General features: G+C 65.5%; 19 protein-coding genes and 1 tRNA gene. 6 read left to right on the forward strand and 14 right to left on the reverse strand.

Annotated features, from left to right (window positions below):
- Position 1: 1 nt before the first annotated feature.
- From IAG39_RS03520 to IAG39_RS03540, 5 genes are all read right to left on the reverse strand, one after another.
- On the reverse strand, positions 2 to 769 hold the full coding sequence (locus IAG39_RS03520) for an SDR family NAD(P)-dependent oxidoreductase (protein WP_059373878.1): 768 nt from the start codon (positions 767 to 769) through the stop codon (positions 2 to 4).
- A 1-nt stretch (position 770) separates the two neighbouring features.
- Positions 771 to 1,931: an acyl-CoA dehydrogenase family protein gene (locus IAG39_RS03525; protein ID WP_059373877.1), complete on the reverse strand. Its 1,161-nt coding sequence runs from the start codon at positions 1,929 to 1,931 to the stop codon at positions 771 to 773.
- 10 nt (positions 1,932 to 1,941) lie between these two features.
- Positions 1,942 to 2,736 (reverse strand): enoyl-CoA hydratase/isomerase family protein, encoded by a 795-nt coding sequence (locus IAG39_RS03530; RefSeq protein WP_059373876.1) that lies wholly within the window; start codon positions 2,734 to 2,736, stop codon positions 1,942 to 1,944.
- 264 nt (positions 2,737 to 3,000) lie between these two features.
- On the reverse strand, positions 3,001 to 4,575 hold the full coding sequence (locus IAG39_RS03535) for a sensor domain-containing diguanylate cyclase (RefSeq protein WP_118931522.1): 1,575 nt from the start codon (positions 4,573 to 4,575) through the stop codon (positions 3,001 to 3,003).
- A gap of 108 nt (positions 4,576 to 4,683) precedes the next feature.
- Positions 4,684 to 5,598 (reverse strand): LysR family transcriptional regulator, encoded by a 915-nt coding sequence (locus IAG39_RS03540; RefSeq protein ID WP_059373874.1) that lies wholly within the window; start codon positions 5,596 to 5,598, stop codon positions 4,684 to 4,686.
- Positions 5,599 to 5,739: 141 nt separating this feature from the next.
- Between IAG39_RS03540 and IAG39_RS03545 the strand changes: the two genes are divergently transcribed.
- On the forward strand, positions 5,740 to 6,759 hold the full coding sequence (locus tag IAG39_RS03545) for a Bug family tripartite tricarboxylate transporter substrate binding protein (RefSeq protein ID WP_118931523.1): 1,020 nt from the start codon (positions 5,740 to 5,742) through the stop codon (positions 6,757 to 6,759).
- A gap of 66 nt (positions 6,760 to 6,825) precedes the next feature.
- A complete protein-coding gene (locus IAG39_RS03550) occupies positions 6,826 to 8,430 on the forward strand; it encodes a gamma-glutamyltransferase family protein (RefSeq protein ID WP_118931524.1) in 1,605 nt (534 codons plus the stop codon).
- 147 nt (positions 8,431 to 8,577) lie between these two features.
- Here IAG39_RS03550 and IAG39_RS03555 read toward each other — a convergent pair whose 3' ends face one another.
- On the reverse strand, positions 8,578 to 9,264 hold the full coding sequence (locus IAG39_RS03555) for a LytR/AlgR family response regulator transcription factor (protein ID WP_118931525.1): 687 nt from the start codon (positions 9,262 to 9,264) through the stop codon (positions 8,578 to 8,580).
- A 113-nt stretch (positions 9,265 to 9,377) separates the two neighbouring features.
- Between IAG39_RS03555 and IAG39_RS03560 the strand changes: the two genes are divergently transcribed.
- A complete protein-coding gene (locus IAG39_RS03560) occupies positions 9,378 to 10,457 on the forward strand; it encodes a sensor histidine kinase (RefSeq protein ID WP_059373871.1) in 1,080 nt (359 codons plus the stop codon).
- 10 nt (positions 10,458 to 10,467) lie between these two features.
- On the opposite strand, the gene IAG39_RS03565 is transcribed toward IAG39_RS03560, so the two are convergent.
- From IAG39_RS03565 to IAG39_RS03590, 6 genes are read right to left on the reverse strand one after another with little or no spacing between them, the layout of a single operon-like run.
- Positions 10,468 to 10,887 (reverse strand): Lrp/AsnC family transcriptional regulator, encoded by a 420-nt coding sequence (locus tag IAG39_RS03565; RefSeq protein ID WP_118931526.1) that lies wholly within the window; start codon positions 10,885 to 10,887, stop codon positions 10,468 to 10,470.
- Positions 10,888 to 10,901: 14 nt separating this feature from the next.
- On the reverse strand, positions 10,902 to 11,642 hold the full coding sequence (locus tag IAG39_RS03570) for an arylmalonate decarboxylase (protein ID WP_118931527.1): 741 nt from the start codon (positions 11,640 to 11,642) through the stop codon (positions 10,902 to 10,904).
- Positions 11,639 to 12,442 carry an ABC transporter ATP-binding protein gene (locus IAG39_RS03575; RefSeq protein WP_118931528.1) on the reverse strand — a complete coding sequence of 268 codons (804 nt, stop codon included), beginning with the start codon at positions 12,440 to 12,442 and terminating at the stop codon, positions 11,639 to 11,641. The genes IAG39_RS03570 and IAG39_RS03575 overlap by 4 nt, the downstream gene beginning before the upstream one ends.
- Positions 12,443 to 12,444: 2 nt before the next feature.
- Positions 12,445 to 13,422 carry an ABC transporter substrate-binding protein gene (locus IAG39_RS03580; RefSeq protein ID WP_059373867.1) on the reverse strand — a complete coding sequence of 326 codons (978 nt, stop codon included), beginning with the start codon at positions 13,420 to 13,422 and terminating at the stop codon, positions 12,445 to 12,447.
- A gap of 23 nt (positions 13,423 to 13,445) precedes the next feature.
- Entirely contained in the window at positions 13,446 to 14,201 is a 756-nt protein-coding gene (locus tag IAG39_RS03585) for an ABC transporter permease (protein WP_059373866.1), read from the reverse strand.
- Between the two features lie 56 nt (positions 14,202 to 14,257).
- On the reverse strand, positions 14,258 to 15,418 hold the full coding sequence (locus IAG39_RS03590; RefSeq protein WP_124260337.1) for a M24 family metallopeptidase: 1,161 nt from the start codon (positions 15,416 to 15,418) through the stop codon (positions 14,258 to 14,260).
- A gap of 104 nt (positions 15,419 to 15,522) precedes the next feature.
- On the opposite strand from IAG39_RS03590, the gene IAG39_RS03595 reads away from it, so the two are divergent.
- Entirely contained in the window at positions 15,523 to 16,413 is an 891-nt protein-coding gene (locus IAG39_RS03595; RefSeq protein ID WP_118931531.1) for a LysR family transcriptional regulator, read from the forward strand.
- 26 nt (positions 16,414 to 16,439) lie between these two features.
- On the opposite strand, the gene IAG39_RS03600 is transcribed toward IAG39_RS03595, so the two are convergent.
- A tRNA-Cys gene (locus tag IAG39_RS03600) sits at positions 16,440 to 16,514 on the reverse strand.
- Positions 16,515 to 16,596: 82 nt separating this feature from the next.
- Between IAG39_RS03600 and IAG39_RS03605 the strand changes: the two genes are divergently transcribed.
- On the forward strand, positions 16,597 to 18,861 hold the full coding sequence (locus IAG39_RS03605; protein ID WP_118931532.1) for an Orn/Lys/Arg decarboxylase N-terminal domain-containing protein: 2,265 nt from the start codon (positions 16,597 to 16,599) through the stop codon (positions 18,859 to 18,861).
- 162 nt (positions 18,862 to 19,023) lie between these two features.
- Positions 19,024 to 20,319, forward strand: a complete 1,296-nt coding sequence (ptsJ, locus tag IAG39_RS03610) for a transcriptional regulator PtsJ (protein WP_118931533.1) — start codon at positions 19,024 to 19,026, stop codon at positions 20,317 to 20,319.
- 12 nt (positions 20,320 to 20,331) lie between these two features.
- Here the strand turns inward: ptsJ and asd are convergent, their stop codons facing one another.
- Complete coding sequence (gene asd, locus IAG39_RS03615) at positions 20,332 to 21,177, reverse strand: archaetidylserine decarboxylase (protein ID WP_118931534.1); 846 nt, start codon at positions 21,175 to 21,177, stop codon at positions 20,332 to 20,334.
- Positions 21,178 to 21,247: the final 70 nt, after the last annotated feature.

Consider the following 21,247-nt stretch of genomic DNA (forward strand, 5'->3'; position numbering starts at 1 on the left):
GTCATGCGATGCCGATGTCGCCCGCGCCTCCAAACGCGGACCAGCCGCCATCCACCGGCAGGGTTGCCCCCGTGATGAAGGATGACCATTCCGAGGACAGGTACGCCGCGGCATGCGCGATCTCCCTGGGATGGCCGAGGCGGGCCAGCGGTGTCCGCCGTTCTATCTGTCCGGTGTTCACCTTGTTTTCGCGTATCAGGGTCTCGACCAAGGGCGTGCGGATATAGCCGGGAGCGATGCAGTTCACGCGGATGCCCAGGCTGCCCCACTCGCTGGCCAGCGATCTGGTAAGCATGATTACGCCAGCCTTGGACGCGCCATAGGCGTTGCGGCGGGGAAAGCCGCCCAGGCCGACGATGGACGAGATGTTGATCATCGATCCAGAGCGGCGTTGCGCCATGTGTGCGCCTACGGCCTTGCACATGAGGTAGGTGCCGGTCAGGTCTACATCCACGATCCGCTGCCAGGATTGCGTGCTTTGCTCCAGGGTCGGGGTGTAGGTGTCGGGTATGCCGGCGCAATTCACGAGCACGTCGATGGCTCCCATGGCGGTCATGGCTTCCGCCGTGGCGCGCAGGCAGTCTTGTTCCACGCAGACGTCCGCCTGGAGCCGGGTAACGGTGTCCCGTTCCACGGCGTCGAGCGGCTGGAGGTCGGCCGAACTCACTTGCGCGCCGAGTTCCAGGAACAGATCGACCACCGCCGCTCCGATGCCGCTGGAGCCGCCGGTTACCAACACATTCTTCCCGGTCAGGTCAATTGAGGGCATGTCAGGCATTGGCTCCGGACCACTTGTAGATGTTGTTGCGCTGGACCGCGGAGGAGCCGCCGATGATGGGCAGCAGCAGGGCGTCCCGGACGTAGCGCTCCGCGTCGAAATCCTTGACGTAGCCATAGGCGCCGAAGATGGTCTGGCATTCCAGCGCGACCGAGCGGGCGGTTTCCGTGGCAAAGAGCTTCGCCATGGATGTTTCGACCCCGCAGCGCTGGTGTTCGTTGGCCATCCAGGCTGCGTGGTAGAGCACGAGGCGCGCGGCGTGCAGTTGCGTCTTCATGTCGGCCAGCTTGTGCTGAATGGACTGGTAGTGGTTGATGGTCTTGCCGAATTGCTGGCGTTCGCCCGCGTAGGCCCATGCATCGTCGAGCGCGGCCCGGGCGACGCCGATGCCGATGGCGGCGACTTCGAGTTTTTCCACGTCCAGTCCCGAACCCACGATCATCTGCCAGCCGTTATTCCAGCCGGCCTCGCCGCCCATCACATTCTCGAATGGCACCTCCACGTCCTCGAAGATCACGTCCGTGGTCGCGGCTCCTTTCATGCCCAACCCTTCGATGGGCGTGATCGTCACGCCTTTGGTGTCGGGCGGGATCATGATCATGGACAGATTCTTGTAGCGCTCGCCCTCGTTGCCGGAGCGCACCAGCGCGTAGATGTAGTCCGATATCGCCGCGCCTGAGCAGAAGCGCTTGGCGCCGTTGATCCGCACGGAGTCCCCCACACGTTCGGCGCGGGTCTTGACGCTGGCCAGGTCGGCGCCGGCATCCGGTTCCGTCCAGCCGTAGGCAAAGACGAGGGTACCGTCCACGACCTTGGGCAGAAGTTCGGTCTTCTGCGCCTCGGTGGCGCATTCGACCAGATTCATGCCCGCATAGCAGGCGCTCATGATGTAGGGCACCGATACCGCCAGGCTGCGCCTGGACAGTTCTTCGATGACAACCATGGTGGCGAGGATGTCGCGGCCCGCGCCGCCATACGCTTCGGGTACGGTGAGTCCCATGACGCCGAGGCGCGCGAGTTTGTCGAAGACCTCGCGCGGGAAGTGGTTGCGCTTGTCCCAGTCGGCGGCGGCGCCGCGCGGCATTTCCTTCTCGACGAACCGCTCGAGCGTATCGCGCAACTGCCGGATGTGGTCGGGTTCCGTGAAGTTCATCAGTGGTTCTCTACTTTCCAGAGAAGACCGGGATGCGCTTCTCGCGGAAGGCGTTTACAGCTTCTTGATGGTCCTGGGTGGCACTGGAGAGCGCCTCGTAGGCCAAGGAGGCGTCCAAGATCGTGTGCGCCAGTTGCTTCAGTCCGATGTTTGCGGACATCTTGGTCCATCGGATGGCCTTGGTCGCTCCCGCCGCCAGCCTGTCGGCGAACTGTTCGACGCGTTGCTCCAGGTCCGCCGCGGGCACCACGTGATTGATCAGGCCGATACGCGCCGCTTCGGTCGCTGTCATCAGGTCGCCCGTCATCAGGTATTCCTTGGCGCGCGCATAGCCGATCAGCTGCGGCCAGATCACGGCGCCGCCGTCGCCGGCCACGTAGCCGACACTGACGTGCGGATCGCCGATCTTCGCGGCGTCCGAGGCGAAGATCACGTCGCAGAACAGCGCGAGCGTGGCTCCAAGTCCTGCCGCGTGCCCATTCACTTTCGCGATGACGGGCTTTTCGCAATCCAGCAACGAGAACACGATCTGCTTGCCTTCGCGGGCCGTCTTTTCGAATGCGCCGGGCTGGTCGATCATTTTCTGCAGCCAGGCCATATCGCCGCCAGAAGAAAAGGCCCGGCCCGCTCCCGTCAGGATCACGACGTCACATTCCGGGTCGGCGGAAACATCGACGAAGACCCGGGCCAGTTCTTCGTGCATGGCCTCGTCAACCGCATTGAGCTTCTCGGGCCGGTTCATCGTGATTTCCAGGACGCGCTTGCGGCGTTCGAACGTCAAGCTCTTGTACTCAGCAAAGTTCATCTAGACCTCGTTTGGAGTAGCAGGAGACGCCAGGTGTCTCTTGCTTGGGGGGGCGCCTGGAATAGCCGGCGCACGCGCTGCGTTGCGGCTAGCCGTTAGGCGGTTGACTCATTCTGGCAAAAAATGAACGATGAGTCATTATTCATTTTTGTTTTTTTGATGAGTGTTTTCCCTAGGGGCGCGCCGGCGCGGGCCAGACGTCTCCTTGCCGCTGCGGTATGCCCGGCACGGCGCTTTTAGCGCCTGATTCGCTTGTTCCGTGATTTACGCGGCCGACCAGACCGCCACGCGATTCCGTCCCGAATTCTTCGCCCGGTACAAGGCCTCATCGGCCTTTGCCATGACCTTGTCGATGTCGGCATCATCCGACGGCCACAGCGCGATGCCGATGGACACCGTGACATGTCCCACCGCCTGCGGCATGGCGTGGTCCGCCGTCGCCGCCCGGATGCGTCCGGCCACCCTTTCCGCCGTGTCGCGCGAGGCGTTGGGCATCAGGATCAGGAACTCTTCGCCGCCGACGCGACACGGCGCGTCTTCTGCCCGCACACAGGTCTTGAGGATGGCGGCCAGCGCGATCAGCACCTGATCGCCGGCCGCGTGCCCGTAGGTGTCGTTCACGCGCTTGAAGTGGTCCAGGTCTAGCGCGAGCGCGGCGAAAGGCTGCCGGGTCTGGCGCAGCGTGGCGATCTGCAGCGCCAGGCCCCTGCGGTTGAAGAGGCCCGTCATCGGATCGGTGATGGTGTCCGTGTTCAGCTTATCGAGCCGCCGGGTCTGGGAGCTTTGGCTCATCGTCACGGCGTTCCGGAGGCGGGCCGCCTCGTAGTACCAGCCCTTGATCCGGTGCAGGTCGCCAGCCGACGCGCCGGGCTGATCCCGTTCGATGACCTGGGCCAGCTCCTCCAGCGGCCGCGAGATCCAGCGGCCGAGCAGGTAGATGGCCAGGAACATGATCAGCCCCACCGGCAAGGCGTAGAGCACGATCCTGCTGGTCAGGCTTTGCAGCGGGCGCAGCGTTTCGTCCAGCGGGCGTTGCGCCACGACACCCCAGCCGGCGTTCTTGAGCGCGGCGTAGCCGGCCAACAGGTGCGCGCCGCGGGTGTTGACCACGGGCATCGCACCGGTCTCGCCCCGCAGCACGGCTTCGACCACGGCATTGCTTCTTTCGCTGGTGCCGATGCGATCCTTGTCCTTGTGGTAGATGATGGTGCCGTCGCCATCGACGACATACAGGTAGGAGCCGTCGCGGTAGAAGTGCTCGCCCACGAGTTTGTCGAACTCGTTGCCCTGCCGAAGGTGGATGGCCGCGAGGATGGTGCCGGCATGGTTGCCCTTGGCATCACGGAAAGGTTCGGAGAACGCCAGTATCAGCCGGCCCTCCATGCCCACGTAGGGCGTCGATATGTGGCCCTTCAGATGTTGGGCGCCTGTCGTCAGTTGCTGGCGTACCAGCGTCCTGCCTTCGAAGCCCGCGTCGGCGGGAGCGGTGGCGAGGATGGTGCCGCTACTGTCTGCGATGGCGGCCGTCATGACGCCGTCGGTCTGCTGCACCAGGCGCGCGAGCTCGTCTTCCATGGCGGGTTTCGAACCCAACAGGCCAGGCGCCCGCTCGGCGGACAGGAGCAATTGCCGCTGTATGGATTCGATGTAGATGTCGGTGACTTCCGCCAGCTTGATCGCGTAGGCCCGGTTGGCCTCGAGGGTGTTGGCGATCAACTGCTCGCGCTGCACCAGGTAGGCCGCGTACAGCGTGTTGACGAAGGCGATGAGTCCGCTCGCGAGCGCCAGCACGGTGACAAGGCGGCGCAGCTTCAGTCTGGGCATCGCGGCAGTGGTCAATGCGGAGCTCCTTCAACCATTCACTCTGACCATTGAATCGGGGCCTTCCGCGCTTGGCCAAGCCTGGGCGCGTGTAGAACTTCAGTTTTGCGGCAAGCCTGCGGCAAGTCAAGAATCGCGTGAACGGGCGCCCGCGGATAGCGCTTCGATCAGGTGCTCGATGAAGGCGGCCGTCGCCTCGGGCAAGCGGGCGTGGCTGGCGGTCTGCACCTGCAGCGTGCGTTCGGCGAAGACGGCTTGCTGCAAGGACACGGCCACCAGCGCGCCGCTGCGCAGCGGCTCGGCGAGTGTGATCTCGCCGGCCAGCGTGACAGCATGGCCGGCCTCGACGATGGCGCGGATGACCGATGACGAGTTGCTCGAATAGGCGATGTCGAAAGGCGGCCCGTCGTTGCCTGCCGCCGAGCTGTCGAACAACAGGCGCACGGTGGTGCCGGAGTCGGTCAGCGCGATCGGGTAGCGGCGCAGGTCGTCCAAGGACACGCTGGCGCGTTTGGCAAGAGGATGGCCCGGGACCATGATGGCGCGAACGGGCGAGACGATTTCGTAGCGCACGGCGATGCCGTTGCCCGCGTTCAGGCTGAAGGCCAGGCCCACGTCGATGCTGTTGTCGCGCAGGCGTTGCGTCACGACGCCGGGCGAAGCGATGTGTACCTGGAACGCCACATCGGGATGCAGGGCGCGGTACGCGCCCAGGATGGGCGGCAGCACGTTGCGCGCCACGGCTTCGTTGGAGCCTATGCGGATGGTGGTCAGCTCCGCGTGACGCAGGCTGCGGATATCGCGCAGCACGTGCTCGGCATCCATGGCGACGCGGCGCGCATAGTCGGCCAGCATTTCGCCGGCGCGGGTCAGCTCCATGCCGTGAGGCCGGCGTTCGAACAGCGCCGCGCCGCAGTCATCCTCCAGTTTGGCGACTTGCCGGCTGATTGCCGAAGGCGCCACGTGGAGGGTGGCCGCCGCGTCCTTGATGCTGCCTGCGCGTACGACTTCCAGGAAATAGCGGTGCGCGGTGCTGAGCATATTGATTCTCAAAATGGCAATTGGCGTGCTAATTATTGATATTGATTGCCGCAAAGGCAATTCCTAGAATGGGCCGGTCAGGGCCGCCAGGACACATGGGCAACAGACCCGGCCGACGGCTCTTCAACCAAGGGGAATCGCATGGCTAGTGTTGTATGCAAATCGGGCCGCGCCGCCGCGCGCCCGCAGGGACTCGGCATCCTGAAGCGCGCCTTTGCCGCGCTGGCGTTATCGGCGGCTACCGGGGCGGGGGCGGCCGATTTTCCGCAGCGCTCGCTCCAGCTGATCCTGTCGTTTCCACCGGGCGGCGCGACCGACGTGCTCGCTCGCGAACTCAGCCAGAAGCTGGGCGACTCGCTGGGCCAATCGGTGGTGGTGTTGAACCGCCCCGGCGCGGGCGGCTTGATCGGCATGCAGGCCGCTGCGCGTTCCGAAGCCGACGGCTACACGCTGTACATCTCGTCGGTGATGTCCAACTCCATTTACGAAGCGCTCAACGGCAAGCAGCAGGTGTCGCTGGACGGCGACTTCGATGCGGTGGGCGCGATAGCCAGCGCCCCGCACATCCTGGTCACGCCGGCGACGCTGGGCATCAAGGACTATGCCAGCCTGGTGGCCTATCTGAAGGCGGCGCCGGGCAAGTACAACTACGCGTCGATGGGCGCGGGCACCCTGTCCAACCTGGAGGGCGAGATCTTCAAGGAGCAGGCGGGCGTGGACGCGTTGCAGATCCCGTACAAGGGCAGCAGCCAGGCCTTGCCCGAAGTGATCTCGGGCGCGTCGGTCTTCATGTTCGATAGCGTGACCAGCTCGCTGCCGCATAAGCAGGGCGGCCGCATCGATGTGCTGGGCGTGGCCTCCGCCAAACGTCTGCCGGTCATGCCGGACGTGCCCACGCTCAAGGAACTGGGCGTACAGGGCCTGGAGGCAGAGAACCTGTTCGCGTTGATGGCGCCCAAGGGAACGCCCAAGGACCGCCTGGACATTGTGGCCCGCGCGCTGTCCAAGGCGCAGGGCGATGCAGGATTCCGCAAGGCCATCGAGGCGCAGGGCTTCCAGATCAGCGAGATTCCGGCCCAGACTCTGCCCAAGTTCATCCTGGACCAGCAGGCGTTCTGGCGCGACAAGGTCAAGGCCTTGAACATTACCGCAGGCAAGTAGCGGCCGCCCCGGCTTTCTTCCTGGCCGCCCGCGGGCGGCCGGTCCCAAACTTCCGACCCGACTCTCATGCCCATTCCGAACGATCCCTTCTGGCAGCTGCCCTACGCATCGCAACGCATGCCCTTGCTCGCGGACAACGTGGTCAGCACGTCGCAGCCGCTGGCCAGCGCTGCCGGCCTGCAGATGTACGCAAGGGGCGGCAACGCGATCGACGCGGCGCTGGCCACGGCCATCGCGCTGACCGTCGTGGAGCCGTGCATGAACGGGATCGGCGGCGACATGTTCGCCATCGTCTGGCATGGCGGGCGCCTGCATGGGCTGAATGCGTCGGGGCGCGCGCCGGCCGCCTGGGAGACGGCCAGGTTCGCGCATCTGGATGGCATGGACCCGATAGGCTGGGGCAGCGTGACGGTACCCGGTGTCGTGTCGGGTTGGCGCGCGATCTGGGAGAAATTCGGTTCGCTGCCGTTCGAGGATTTGTTCGAGCCCGCCATACGCTACGCGCGGGACGGCTACCTGGTTTCGCCCACGGTGCATCGCCAGTGGCAGAAGCAGGTGCCGCGCCTGAGCGGACAGCCGGGCTTTGCCGAGTCCTTTGCGCCCGGGGGCCGCGCGCCCTTACCCGGAGAGCGCTTCCGCAGCCCCGGCCAGGCCGCCACGCTGGAGAGCATCGCCCGCAGCAAGGGCGAGAGCTTCTACCGCGGCGAGCTGGCCGCGGCGATTGCCGCCCACGCGCGCAACACGGGCGGCTATATCACCGAGGCCGACATGGCCGGCCATACGGCCGACTGGGTGGAGCCGATAGGCATGCGCTACCGCGACCTGGAACTCTACGAAATCGGTCCCAACGGCCAGGGCATCGGCGCATTGATGGCCTTGGGCATGTTGGAACGTTTCGACCTGGCGGGCTGCGGGCGCGACAGCGGCCGTGCGTTGCACCTGCAGATCGAAGCCATGCGCCTGGCGTTCGCGGACCTGTACGAACACGTGGGCGATCCGGCCCACATGCAGGTGTCGAGTGCGCAGCTGCTGGATCCCGCCTATCTGGCGGAACGGGCGAAACTCATCGATCCGGACCGGGCGGGCGAACCCCGGGCCGGCAATCCGCATAGCGGTGGAACGGTGTATCTGACGGCGGCAGACCGGCACGGCACCATGGTGTCGTTCATTCAATCCAACTTCAAGGGATTCGGTTCCGGCGTGGTGGTGCCGGGAACGGGTATTGCCATGCAGAACCGGGGCTGGGGCTTTTCGACGAAGGCGGGGCATCCCAATGTGGTGGCGCCAGGCAAGCGGCCGTTCCACACCATCATTCCCGGCTTCCTGATGCAAGGCGGACAGCCTTTGATGAGCTTTGGCGTCATGGGCGGCTCCATGCAGGCGCAGGGCCATCTTCAAGTGACCAGCCGGCTGGCCGACTTCGGCCTGAATCCGCAGGCAGCCAGCGATGCGCCGCGTTGGCGCATCAAGGATGACAACGTGGGCGTGGCGGTGGAATGGAACTGCCCGCCTGAAGCTATCGAGCATCTGCGCGCATGCGGCCACAGGGTCGACGTGGCGCCGCGCTTCGATCTGGAGTTCGGCAGCGCGCAGATGGCCTACCGGCTGGAACAGGGAGGCTATCTGGCCGCGTCGGATCATCGCAAGGACGGCTACCCCATGGGCTATTGACGCCGTCTTCCTGGACGATGTTTGGTCGAGGAAAATCCCCGTTTCGTCGAAAACTGCGTGATGTCTCGGGGCCGGTTGATGACAATCGGCACATTTCCGGCCCGAACCGATGCTACAGCGGTCTTATCCCGGGGCTGGTCCGTCGCGTCAGCGCTGCGCCACCGCGCGCCGCAGGCGCTGCGACGCGACCCGTCCCAGCACGACGGGGGCAACGCCGTTGTTGAACGCGACCTCGGTCTGCGCGCCGGGCAGTTGCGACAGATGGGAGACATGTTCCAGATTCATGATCACCGAGCGAGACAAGGCGCAGAAGGGCGGACTGGGCAGTTGGGCCGCCAGGCGCTTGAAGGTGATGTGCATCAGCTCGTTGGCGTGCGCGGCGCTGCAAAGCATCACGTAGTCGCCTTGCGCCTGCGCCATGGTCAGTTCATGGATCTTGATGAGCTTGGTGCCGTTGCGCGTCCGCAGCGTCAGGTGGCCGCCAGCGCGCGGGCGCAGCCGCGCCAACGCCTGTTCGAGCCGGCCCGGCCGCACGGGCTTGAGCAGGTAGTCGACGGCCTGGACGTCGAAGGCGCGGGCGGCGTAGTCGCTGTGCGCGGTGACGAAGACGACGGCGGGCGGAGCGTCCAGCTGGTCCAGCAGATCGAAGCCGGTGGCGGCAGTCAGTTCGATGTCCAGGAACAGGGCATCAGGACGATGCTCGCGGATCAGCGCTCGCGCCTGTTCCAGGCTTTCGGCTTCGCCCGCGACATGGACGTCGGCCGAGGCTTCCAGCAGCCGGCGCAGGTAGCGCCGCGCCGGGGCTTCATCGTCGATGACAAGCACACGCAGCATTTTCCTCCCTGGCGCCATGGTGTGGCGGGTATAGTCGTTCGGTCTGGCACGCGGGTAAATATAAGGCCTATGCAGTTTCCAGAGAACCCTTTGCCCGTCCGGGGAGCGCATCCATGAAGTTCGCATCGATCGGCCAGGGCTTGAGCCCAGGGGAGTCCTCGCTTGGCTTCTGGCGGGCGCAGACGCTGGGTTGGCTCTTTCTTGCGATCGTGGGTTTCTTCATCCGGCTGGCGGTGTTCGGCAATGCCACCGCGGCCTTTTGGCTTACCGTGGCGCTGGAGCCGCTGGCCTTCGTCCTGACCAGCGGGGCGGCCGTGCTGCATGGCCGCCGTGCGGGAAAAGGCGATCCTCCCTTGCTGGTGCTGGTTTGCGCGGTGTTGTTCTGCCTGACCGCCTCGGCCTTGCTGGCCTCGATCGCCTACGGCATCCATAGCCTGTTTCTGCCCGGCGCGATCCGAGTGTTGCCGGGCAACCAGTACCGGCTGGGCTTTCTCTACTACATGGGCATGCTCTCCATCTGGACGCTGATCTATTTCGGCGTGTCGGCCGAGCTGAACGCGCGCAGTGAGCGCCTGTCCAAGATGAAGGCCGAGACGCGCTCCTTGAGGCTGGAGCTCGAACATCTGCAGCTGCAGATCGAGCCGCACTTCCTGTTCAACTCGCTCAATACCATCGTGGCCGAGATCGCCGAACGTCCCGCCATCGCGGAGGAAATGACCCGCAGCCTGGCCGAGTACCTGCGCTATTCGCTGGACCGGCGCGGGCGCGGCCTGTCCATACTGGAGGAGGAGATCGAGGCCGCCGAAGCCTATGTGCGCATACAGGCGCTGCGCTTTGACCAGCGGCTTGAACTGCGCAGCCAGATCGATCCGGCCACGCTACGGATCAGTGTTCCGCGCATGACGCTGCAGGGACTGGTGGAAAATGCGATCAAGCACGGCATGCGTTCGGAACACGCGCATTTTCCGATCTGCATACGCACGCGTCTGCAGGGCGATGAACTGCTCATTGAAGTGGACAACCCCGGCCGGCTGCACGCGCCCTTCGATCTGGCCAGCGGCGGAGGCGGGCTGGGAAACCTGTGCCGGCGGCTGACGCTGAGGTATCCGGACAGGCATCAGTTCGTGCTGGAGCAGCGCGGGGAAAGAACTGTCGCGCAGATCAGGCTGCGGGGCGAGCCGGTGCCGGCCTAGCGCGCAGGCTTCAGCGGTACGTCGCGAGCAGGATGCTGGTTTCGGTGGCCGCGATGCCCTTGATCAGGCGCACGCGCTCCAGCACCTTGGACAGATCGGCGGTGGAATCTGCGCGTATTTCGGCCAGCAGGTCCCAGCGGCCGTTGGTGTCGTGCAGCTGCTCTACGCTCGGCTCGCCCAGCAGGCTGGCCAGCACGGCGCGCGTCTGGTTGCCGTCGACGGTAATGCCCATCCAGGCGCGCAGGCCGCCTTGATCGGAGTCGGGACGCAGCTTGAGCGTGTAGCCGGCGATGAGCCCGTCCGCCTCCAGCTTGCGCAGACGGTTGGAGACCGTGCCGCGCGACACGCCGGCCTTGCTGGCCAAAACGGAAAGCGGCGTGCGCGCGTCGCGCCGCAGGATGCCGATCAGTCGGGTATCGATTTCATCCATGACAGGTCCCGCTTTCAATGCTCCCGGAACAGCCGGCCGTAGCCGTCCATCCGGTCGTGGATCCCCGCCAGCCGCAGGCAATGCCACATGCTGGCCTGATTGCTGCCGATCACGGGCTTGCCCAGCCTGTCCTCCAGACGCTCGATGACGGCGGTGGAGCGCAGCGCGCCGCAGCTGATGAAGACGGCGTCGGCATCGGGGCGATCCACGGCGCAGGCGAATTCGTACAGATAGTCAGGCGAAACCCGGTTCATGGTCTCGTCATCGGGCAGGGCCAGCCCCTGTAGCGAGACGACTTCGTGGCCGATGCTTTCGAAGTAAGCGCGCTCCAATTGGTTGACGGCATCGTCATAGGCGGTGGCAACCGCCAGGCGGCGCGCGCCGACCGCGGCCAGCGCCTGCGTGACGCCGTCCAGCAACGTGGCCACGGCCGCGCCGGGGCGGGCCTGCGCGAGCAGCGCGCGCACTTTGTCGTTGCCGATCACGAAGCTGCCCGCGGTGCAGTTGTAGCAGACCACGTCGATATCGCGGCGTCCCGGCGCCAGGCCGCCCAGGGCCTGAAGCAGTCCGTCTTCCATGCCGGCCAGGCTTTGCACGGTGCAGGCCGTTGCCATGGGCACGCGGGCAAAGCTCAGGCCCACGCCCTCGGGCGTCATGGCGTGCATCTCGCCCTCGGTCAGGCCGGCGTTGGCCACGCACAGAAAGGCGAGACGCGCGCGGGGGTAGGGGCCGGCGTCGTAGCGCACGGGATTCATTCCGTCATCCCCGCGGCGTCGAAGCATTCGCGTATGACGGTGGCCGCCTTGACGAAGTTGGGGTGTCCGACCATGGCGTAGTTGCGCGGGCGCGGCAGATCGATGTCGACGGTCAGCGCCACGCGGCCCGGCCGCTTGCTCATCACCACCACGCGGTCGGACAGGAACACGGCTTCGGAGATGCTGTGGGTAATGAACATGACGGTCTTCTTGCTTTCCAGCCATACCCGCTGCAGCTCCAGGTTCATGGCTTCGCGCGTCATCGCGTCCAGGGCGCCGAAGGGCTCGTCCATCAGCAGGATGTCGGGGTCGTGGATGAGCGCGCGGCACAGCGCCACGCGTTGCTGCATGCCGCCGGACAACTGGTGCGGCAGGCATTTTTCAAAGCCCTCCAGTCCGCTCAGCTTGATCAGTTCGCGCAGCCGGGTCTCATGGCGCGCGGCCGGAAGTTTGCGCATCTCCAGCTGCAGCGAGATGTTCCCGACGACGTCGCGCCACGGCAGGAGCGCCGCACGCTGGAACACGATCCCCACGTTGGCGCCCGGCTCGGTCACGCGCTCGCCCAGCACGCGGATCTCGCCGGCAGTGGGCGGCGTCAGGCCGGCGACCGCTCGCATCAAGGTGCTCTTGCCGCAGCCGGACGGGCCGAGCACGGAGAGGAACTGGCCTTCGGGTATGGCAAGGTCGATGCCGTCGACCGCGACATAGGAACCGAAGCGCTGGACCATGCCGCGGATGTCGATCGTGGTATCGGGCGCGCCCGCTGCGGGAGCGAGCGCCAGGGCTGCGTGCTGTGCCATGTCTATTCCCTGTTGTAGTCGTTGGTGTAGAGCGTGCTGGTCGGCACCGGGCTGGCGATCTGGTTCGATTGCACGAACTGATCGACCATGGCCTGCCAGTCCTTTTCCGCGGAGACGCCGAACGGCAGTCCCTTGGTGTTGGGCGTGCCTGCGGCCTGCAGTGAGAGCTGCAGCTGGCGCACCAGCTGATCGCGGTTGCGCGCCTGTTCCGGCCGTTGGCGTACCAGGGCGTCGACCGAGGCGGCCGGATCGGCCTGGGCGGCCTCGTAGGCCTTGCGCGTGGCGCGCAGGAAGCGCCGCGCGGTGTCGGGATTGGCCTCCAGCCATTTGGTATTGGCTGCCAGCCCGCCTTCCAGCGCGTTGACGCCAAAGTCGGCATAGAAGAAGTAATGCACCTTTGCGCCCTGCGCTTCCAGCGGAGGGATATGGAAGTAGGTCACGCCGGTGATGGCGTCCGCGCGGCGTTGCAGGAACAAGGCGGTCTTGGTGCCCACGGCGGGGGCGATGACATTGATCTTCTTCTGGTCCACGCCGTTCAGGGCGGCCAGCACCGGGAACATCTGCGCCGTCGACTCGGATGCGCTCATGCCCAGCACCTTGCCTTCCAGGTCCTTGGGCGCGCGCACCGGGGCGTCCGCGTGGCTGATGATGACCATGGGCGAGCGCTGGTGCACGGCGAAGATGGCCTTCAGCGGCATGCCCGCGGCGACGCCCTTGAGCATGGTGCCGTAGTCCATGAAGCCGATGGGATCGATGCCCTGCGCCACCAGCTTCGCGGTGTTGCTGGAGCCGCTGCCTTCGCCGATGCTCAGGTCTATGCCTTCGGCCTTGTAGAGGCCTTTTTCTATGCCGTAGTAGAGTGGTGCGTGCGTGCCGTAGATGCTGTAGTCCAGGCGCAGGCTCAGTTTTTCCTGGGCGCTGGCCGCGCCTGCGGCCAGCAGGCAAGCCAGGGTCCAGCCAAGTCGGGTGGTGAATTTCATGGTGGTGTCTCCGGAGGGCGGGGTCAGACAGAGGGCAGGGCGTCGCTGCGCACGCTGATGTGCCAGGGAATGAGGAAGCGTTCGGAAAACTCGACCAGGTAGTAGAAGACCAGGCCGATGAGCATGAGCGCGACCAGCACGGCGAACAGCAACGTGGTGTCGAGGTTGGCATTGGCGGACAGCAGCACGTAGCCCAGGCCGCTTTCGGCGCCCACCCATTCCCCCACCACCGCGCCGACCGTGGCGAAGGCTATGGCGACCTTCAGGCCGGAGAAGATCTGCGGCAGCGCATAGGGCAGCCGGATCCGTAGAAAGGTCCGCAGGGCGCCCGCCCGCATCGAGCGGGCCAGGTCGTTGAGGTCCGCGTCCACTGAACGCATGCCCGCCACCGTGCTGACCACGATGGGGAAGAAGGCCACCGAGAATGCGATCAGGATCTTGGGAAACAGACCCAGGCCGAACCAGATGATGATCAGCGGCGCGACCGCCACCTTCGGAAACGCCTGCGACACCACCAGCAGCGGCATGATGGCGCGCTCCAGCGGGCGCGACCACACCAGCAGGATGCCCAGCGGTATGCCGACGGCGATGCTCAGCAGAAAGCCGCCCAGGGTTTCGACGGACGTGACCCAGGAGTGATGGCCCAGGAATGCCCAGTCCGTCCACAGCCGTTCGAGCACGCTCAGCGGCGGCGGCAGCAGGTAGGCCGGCAGGCCGAACAGCGGTATCGCGAAATGCCACAGAAGCAGCACTCCCATGACCGCGGTGGTTGGATACATCCAGTTCTTCAACACGGCAATTCCCCTTGTATGTTGTTGGCGCGCCGGTCTTGTTGTCAGGCGTCGATTTCGATCAGCTCTCGCGGATAGCGGGTGAGCACCTCGCAGCCGTCCTCGGAGACGGCCACGCTTTCGCTGGCCATGAAGCCGCCTTCGGGCATGAATAGCGACGGCACCAGGTGAAAGGTCATGCCGGGCTCAAGCACCGTGGGGTCGCCCGGACGCAGCGCCAGGAAGCGGCCTTCGGCCCAGTTGGGAGGAAAGCCGATGCCGATGCCGTAGGCGGTGCGGTGATCGAAGTACTGCCCCAGCCCGGCCCGTTCGAAGACCGCGCGGCAGGCCTGGTCCACCTGGGCTGAGGTGACGCCGGGTCGGATGGCGTCGATGGCGGCGTCCAGCGCGGCGATGACGGTGCCGGCCAGGAAGCGCTGCCGCTCGGTGGCGCGGCCCACCACGCAATTGCGCGAGATCATGGCGTGATAGCGGTTGATGTTGGCGGCGGCCTCCAGGAACACCAGGTCGCCCCGCTTGATCTCGCGGCGCTGCCAGGTGGTGAAGCAGACGCCGCTGGCGCGGCCCACGGCCACCAGCGGCACGCGGGTGTATTCGCTGCCGGCCATGGTGGCGCCGTGCAGCATGGCGGCGGCGAGGTCGTTTTCGGTGGCGCCGACTGCGATCGCGCGCACCGCCGCGTCGATGCCGGCGACCGCCGCGTCCGCGGCCTGGCGCATGAAGCCCAGCTGCGCCGGGGTCTTGATCTTGCGCGCTTCTTCCATCGGACCTTGCCAGTCGGCCAGGCGTGCCCCCAGACGGGCTTGCAGCTGTTTGTAGGCGGCCACGCTGAGGTAGCCCGAGGCGGTTTCCAGGCCGACGCGGCCGCTGGGCAGGATGTCCTTCAGATAGCTTGCCAGCACCTCGACCGGATCGCTGATGTCATCGATGGCGACAAAGCGCGCGATGTTGCGGTTGCCGGTCGCCACGGCGTGGTTGACCTGGCGCGAGACCATGGCAATGCCGCCGTCGGCCGAGACCACCAGGCACTGGAAGGTGAAGTAGCCGATGGAGCGGTAGCCGGTCAGCCAGTAGATGTTCTCAGGGTCGAACAGGATGGCCGCCGACAGGCCCTGGGCCTGGATGTCCCGTGCCAGCAGCGAGAGGTTCGCGGCATAGGTTTCCGGGCCGAACGGCAATTCCATGGGTGCGTAGTTTTCCGACACGATGGGTCCTGGATGAAAGTCGAGCGTTCATCCTAGGAACAATCTACATAACTGCCTAATACCAATAATTGCCATGTCTATAGCTAAATAGTTATAGTCTGCGCATGAACGTGCGAGAGATAGAGATCTTCAGGGCGGTGATGCGCGAAGGCTCGGTGTCGCGGGCGGCGCAGGTGCTGCTGATTTCACAGCCCGCGGCCAGCAAGTACATCGCCCAGCTGGAGCGCCGCGTGGGCGTGGCCCTGTTCGTGCGCAAGGGCGGGCGTCTGCTGCCCACGCCCGAAGGCCGGGCGCTTTACGGCCAGGTCGACCGGCTTTTTTCTGGCCTTTCGCAGCTGGATAGCTTCATCAAGGACCTGGGCAGCGAAAAGCAGGGCCACCTGACCGTCGCGTCCTTGCCCTTGCTGTCCTTGACCGTCATGCCGGACGTGCTCGCCAGTTTCATGGCGGACCGGCCGAATATCTCCGTGGCTTTGCAGACGCGCAGTTCGGCGCGCATCGTCGAATGGGTGGCGGCGCGCCAGGTGGATATGGGCGTGTGCTTCTACGGGGGGCAGCATCCGGGCGTCGTGGCCGAGCCGCTGGTGAGCCTGCAGCTATATTGCGCCATTCCTCCCGGCGACCCTCTGGAAAAGTTCGACACCATCCGCGTGGAACAACTGGCAGGCCGCGATCTCATCATCTACGACAACCTGGACCACACCCGCTTCTGGCTGGAAGCGCTGCTGGAGCAGCAGAAGGTCTACGCGCGGCGGCGCGTGCAGGTGTTCTGGACCTCGGTGGCGATGGAGCTGGTGATGCGCGGCGTGGGCATCGCGCTGGTAGACCGGTTGACCGCCGCGCGCATTCCGGGCGGACTGGATCAACTGCGGCCGCTGGAGCCGGGCGCCTCGTTCGACCTCAGCCTGGTATGGCCCGAACATTGGCCGTCTTCGGTTATCGCGCTTTCATTCGCTGACGCGTTGCGCGAGCATCTGCGCGATCACGCGGTCTAGCGCGCCGCGCCCGCGGCCAGGAAAACTGGAGGCGCGGGCTGGAATCGAACCAACCTCTGCGGATTTGCAATCCTGCTGCATAGCCACTCTGCCACCGCGCCGTTTGTTTTGTCCTAGGACAGATATAATTATGTTCGAGTACATACTAAAGCGCAAGCGGCAACCCATAGACAGAGGACAGCAATGCAGTTCCAGTTTCCCATCGTCATCATCGACGAGGACTTCCGCTCGGAAAACACGTCCGGCCTGAGCATCCGGGTATTGGCCGAGGCCATCAAGGCCGAGGGCTTCGATGTGCTGGGAACGACCAGTTACGGCGATCTCAGCCTGTTCGCGCAGCAGCAGAGCCGCGCCAGCGCCTTCATCCTGTCCATCGACGACGAGGAACTCGCCCATGGAGAGGGGGTTGCGCCTGCGCTGCTGGCGTTGCGGGAGTTCATCAGCGAAGTGCGGCGGCGCAATGCCGACGTGCCGATCTACGTGTACGGCGAAACCAAGACCGCGCGGCACATTCCGAACGACATCCTGCGCGAACTGCAGGGCGTGATCCATATGTACGAGGACACGCCGGAATTCGTGGCGCGACATTTGATCCGCGAGGCCCGGGCCTATCTGGAAGGCGTCAAGCCGCCGTTCCTGAAGGCGTTGCTGGACTACGCCGAGGACGGTTCCTATTCCTGGCACTGCCCGGGCCATTCGGGCGGCGTGGCGTTCCTGAAAAGTCCGGTGGGCCAGATGTTCCATCAGTTCTTCGGCGAGAACATGTTGCGCGCGGACGTCTGCAATGCGGTGGAGGAACTGGGGCAGCTGCTGGACCACAATGGCGCCATCGGCGCGAGCGAGCGCAATGCCGCGCGCATCTTCAATGCGGACCACTGCTATTTCGTGACGAACGGGACCAGCACCAGCAACAAGATCGTGTGGCACCACATGGTGGCGCCGGGCGACGTGGTGCTGGTGGACCGCAACTGCCACAAGTCCATCCTGCACAGCATCGTCATGACGGGGGCGATTCCCGTCTTCCTGCGTCCCACGCGCAACCATTTCGGCATCATCGGTCCGATTCCGCGCAGCGAGTTCGACGTCCAGGCGATCCGCGAGAAGATCCGCGCCCATCCGCTGCTCAAGCACCTGGACGCCGATGAGGTCCGCCCGCGGGTGATGGCGCTGACGCAGTCGACCTACGACGGCATCATCTACCAGACCGAGGAGATCAAGGCGGCGCTGGATGGCTACGTGGACGCCTTGCACTTTGACGAAGCCTGGATGCCGCATGCGGTGTTCCATCCGTTCTATGGCGCCTACCACTGCATGGGCAAGCAGCGCGCGCGGCCCAGGGAATCACTGGTTTTCTCCACGCAATCCACGCACAAGCTGCTGGCCGGGATCAGCCAGGCCAGCCACGTGCTGGCGCAGGACTCCCTGACGCGGCAGCTGGACCGGCATCTTTTCAACGAAGCCTATCTGATGCATACCAGCACCAGTCCCCAGTACGCCATCATTGCCAGCTGCGACGTGGCGGCGGCCATGATGGAGCCGCCCGGCGGAACGGTGCTGGTGGAGGAGAGCATCGCCGAGGCCTTGGACTTCCGGCGTGCGATGCAGGAGGTCGGCACGCATTTCGCCGACGGCGACTGGTGGTTCAAGGTCTGGGGGCCGGAGACGCTGGCGCCGGAGGGCATAGGCTCGCCCGAGGACTGGATCATCCGCGGCGGCGATGGCGATTCGTCCTGGCACGGATTCGGCGCGCTGGCGGATGGTTTCAACATGCTGGATCCGATCAAGTCCACCATCGTGACGCCCGGGCTGGACCTGGATGGCAACTTCGCGGACAGCGGCATTCCGGCCTCCATCGTCACCAAGTTCCTGGCCGAGCATGGCGTGATCGTGGAGAAGACCGGGCTGTACAGCTTCTTCATCATGTTCACGATAGGGATCACCAAGGGCCGCTGGAGTTCGCTCCTGACGGCGTTGCAGCAATTCAAGGACGACTACGGGCGCAACCAGCCCATGTGGCGGATCCTGCCGGAGTTCTGCCGCAAGTATCCCCGCTACGAGAACATTGGCTTGCGCGATCTGTGCCAGCATGTTCATGCGACCTATGCCAGGCATGACATCGCCCGGCTGACCACGGACATGTACCTGACCGACGTCACTCCCGCGATGAAGCCCTGCGATGCCTATGCCTGCATCGCCCAGCGGCGCACCGAGAGGGTGGAGATCGACCATCTGGAAGGCCGCATCACCACCAGCCTGATCACACCCTATCCCCCGGGCATACCTTTGCTGGTCCCGGGCGAGGCATTCAACCGGACCATCGTCGATTACCTGAAGTTCTCGCGCGAGCTGAACCGGGAGTGTCCCGGGTTCGGCACGGACATCCATGGCTTCGTGGAGCTGCGCGACGCGGACGGAAACCTGCGCTATTACGTGGATTGCGTGCGGTAGGCACGCTTTATGCGGACCGGGAATCCATGTCAAACTTACGCGGGGAGTTGGCCCGGCCAGGAGTTGGCCCGGCCAGGAGTCGGCCCGGCCGGGAGTCGGCCCCATTGACTTGACGCGGCCCGGCCGCTGTCCGTGCCAGGAACGGAATTGTCTTAGGACGCTATGAAAATACAAGGAAAGACCGCCGCTGAGATCTTCGATTGCGTGCGCGGGCTGGCTCAATCGGGCCAGCTGCCGCCGGGCCAGGCATTGCCGCCGGTGCGCGATCTGGCGGTCGAACTGGATATCAACCGTAATACGGTTGCCGCGGCCTACAAGCGGTTGGTGACGGCGGGCATCGCGCTGACCCAAGGCCGCCTGGGCACCATCATCCGCGACCAGTCCGGCCCGGGCGAACAGGAAGGCGCGCTGTCGGACTCGCCGTTGGCCGACCTGGCCAGCGGCAATCCCAATCCGGCCTGGCTGCCGGATCTGAGCGCCGCCCTCGCCATCCGGCCCTATCAGCCGCGTCTCTATGGCGAACCCACAGTCAACGCGGGGCTGGAAAGCTATGCCCGCGCCTGGTTCGCGCGAGACTGCCCGTCGCCTTTCGAGATCAACCTGACCCACGGCGCGGTGGACGCCATCGAACGGCTGCTCAGCTCGCACCTGGTGGCTGGGGATAAGGTGGCGGTGGAGAATCCCTGCTTCCTGAGCAGCATCAACATGCTGCGCATCGCCGGCCTGCAGGCGCTGGGCGTGCAGGTCGACGCCGAAGGCATGCAGGCGGCAGCGCTGGAAGCGGCGCTGGCCAAGGGCGCGCAGGCCGTGATCCTGACGCCGCGCGCCCACAACCCCACGGGCTGCAGCCTGAGCGAAAAGCGGGCGAAGGCGCTGGCGCGGGTGCTGGCCAAGTATCCCCATGCCATGGTCATCGTGGACGACCACTACGCTTTGCTGTCGGGCAAGGAATACCACTCGGTGTTGCCTGCGGGAACGCAGCGGTGGGCGCTGGTGCGCTCGTTCTCCAAGACGCTGGGTCCCGATGTGCGCTTGGCCATGGTGGCCAGCGATGCGGCGACGTCGCGCCAGTTGCGCCTGCGGCTGGCTTCCGGCACCAGCTGGGTCAGCCATCTGCTGCAGGACATGGTCGAGGCCACGCTGGGCCGGCCCGAGGTGGCCAAGCAGATGGCCCAGGCCCGCAAGGATTACGCGCAGCGGCGCAAGGCCCTGGAAAGCGCCTTGCTGGAGCAAGGCGTGCCGTGCGCCGCGGACGGCGACGGCTTGAACCTGTGGGTGCCGCTGGATACCGACGACCAGGCGGTTGCGCTGGCTCTGGCCCATCGCGGCTGGCTGGTGCGCCACGGCGATGCCTTCGGGGTCCAGGAGCCGGTCAGGGGCCTGCGCATCACCATCTCGGCGATCGAACCCGGCCAGTGCCGCAAGCTGGCGCGGGATATCCGGGAAAGCATGCTCTAGCCACGGCCGGGGTCAACGCCGGTCGGCCATGGCTTGTCCCAATCTGACGGCGCGCCCTGTCTTCCAGCCGGGATGGAAGCGCCAGGCGCTGCCCGGCATCAGCACCACCACGGTCGACCCCAACTGGAAATGTCCCATCTCGGCGCCTTGCGGCAAGCGCAAGGGAGCCAGGCTGCCGTAGTCCCATTGCTGGATGCGCCGGCCATGCGGCGCCACTTGGCCATGCCAGGCCGTGGCGATGCTGCCGACGATGGCGGCCCCCACCAGCACCATGGCGTAGACGCCATGGAGGGGATGCTCGAACCAGCAAACCAGCCGCTCATTGCGCGCCAGCAGGCCATCCATGCCCTGCACGATGTCCGGCCGGACGGAGTACAGCGTCCCTGGCACATGGCGCATGCCCAGCAGGCGTCCCTCGCAGGGCATGTGCACCCGGTGATAGTCGCGCGGACTCAGGTAGATCGTGGTGAACCAGCCGCCTCCCAACGCGCGCGCCAGGTCCGCATCGGCCAGCAGCGCGGCCGCGCTGTATCGGCGCTGCTTGGCCTGGATCAGCTGTCCCAGGCTGATGCGGCCGAACTGGCTGACGGTGCCGTCCGCGGGGCTGGTCCAGTCCGCATCGGCCAGCTTGCGCGCGCCCGGGCGCAGCGCGCGCGTGAAGAAGGCATTGAAGCTGGCATAGGCCTTCGGGTCGGCGTGCAGCGCTTCGTTCAGATCGATGCCGTACCACTTGGCGTAGCCGCGTATCAGCGGCTGGGCTACCCATGGCTGGCGGCATGAGGCCAGCCGGCCGGCGCAACGCGTCAGCCAGCGCTTGGGCGCGATGCGTTGGACAAACAGGGAAAGAGAGGTCGACATGAAACTCGCGGCTGTGCGTGATGGCGGCTATTGTCCTGAATCATAGTGTAGTATGGCATAGGACAAAATT

Source organism: Achromobacter xylosoxidans (assembly GCF_014490035.1).
GTDB classification, from domain to species: Bacteria; Pseudomonadota; Gammaproteobacteria; order Burkholderiales; family Burkholderiaceae_B; genus Achromobacter; species Achromobacter bronchisepticus_A.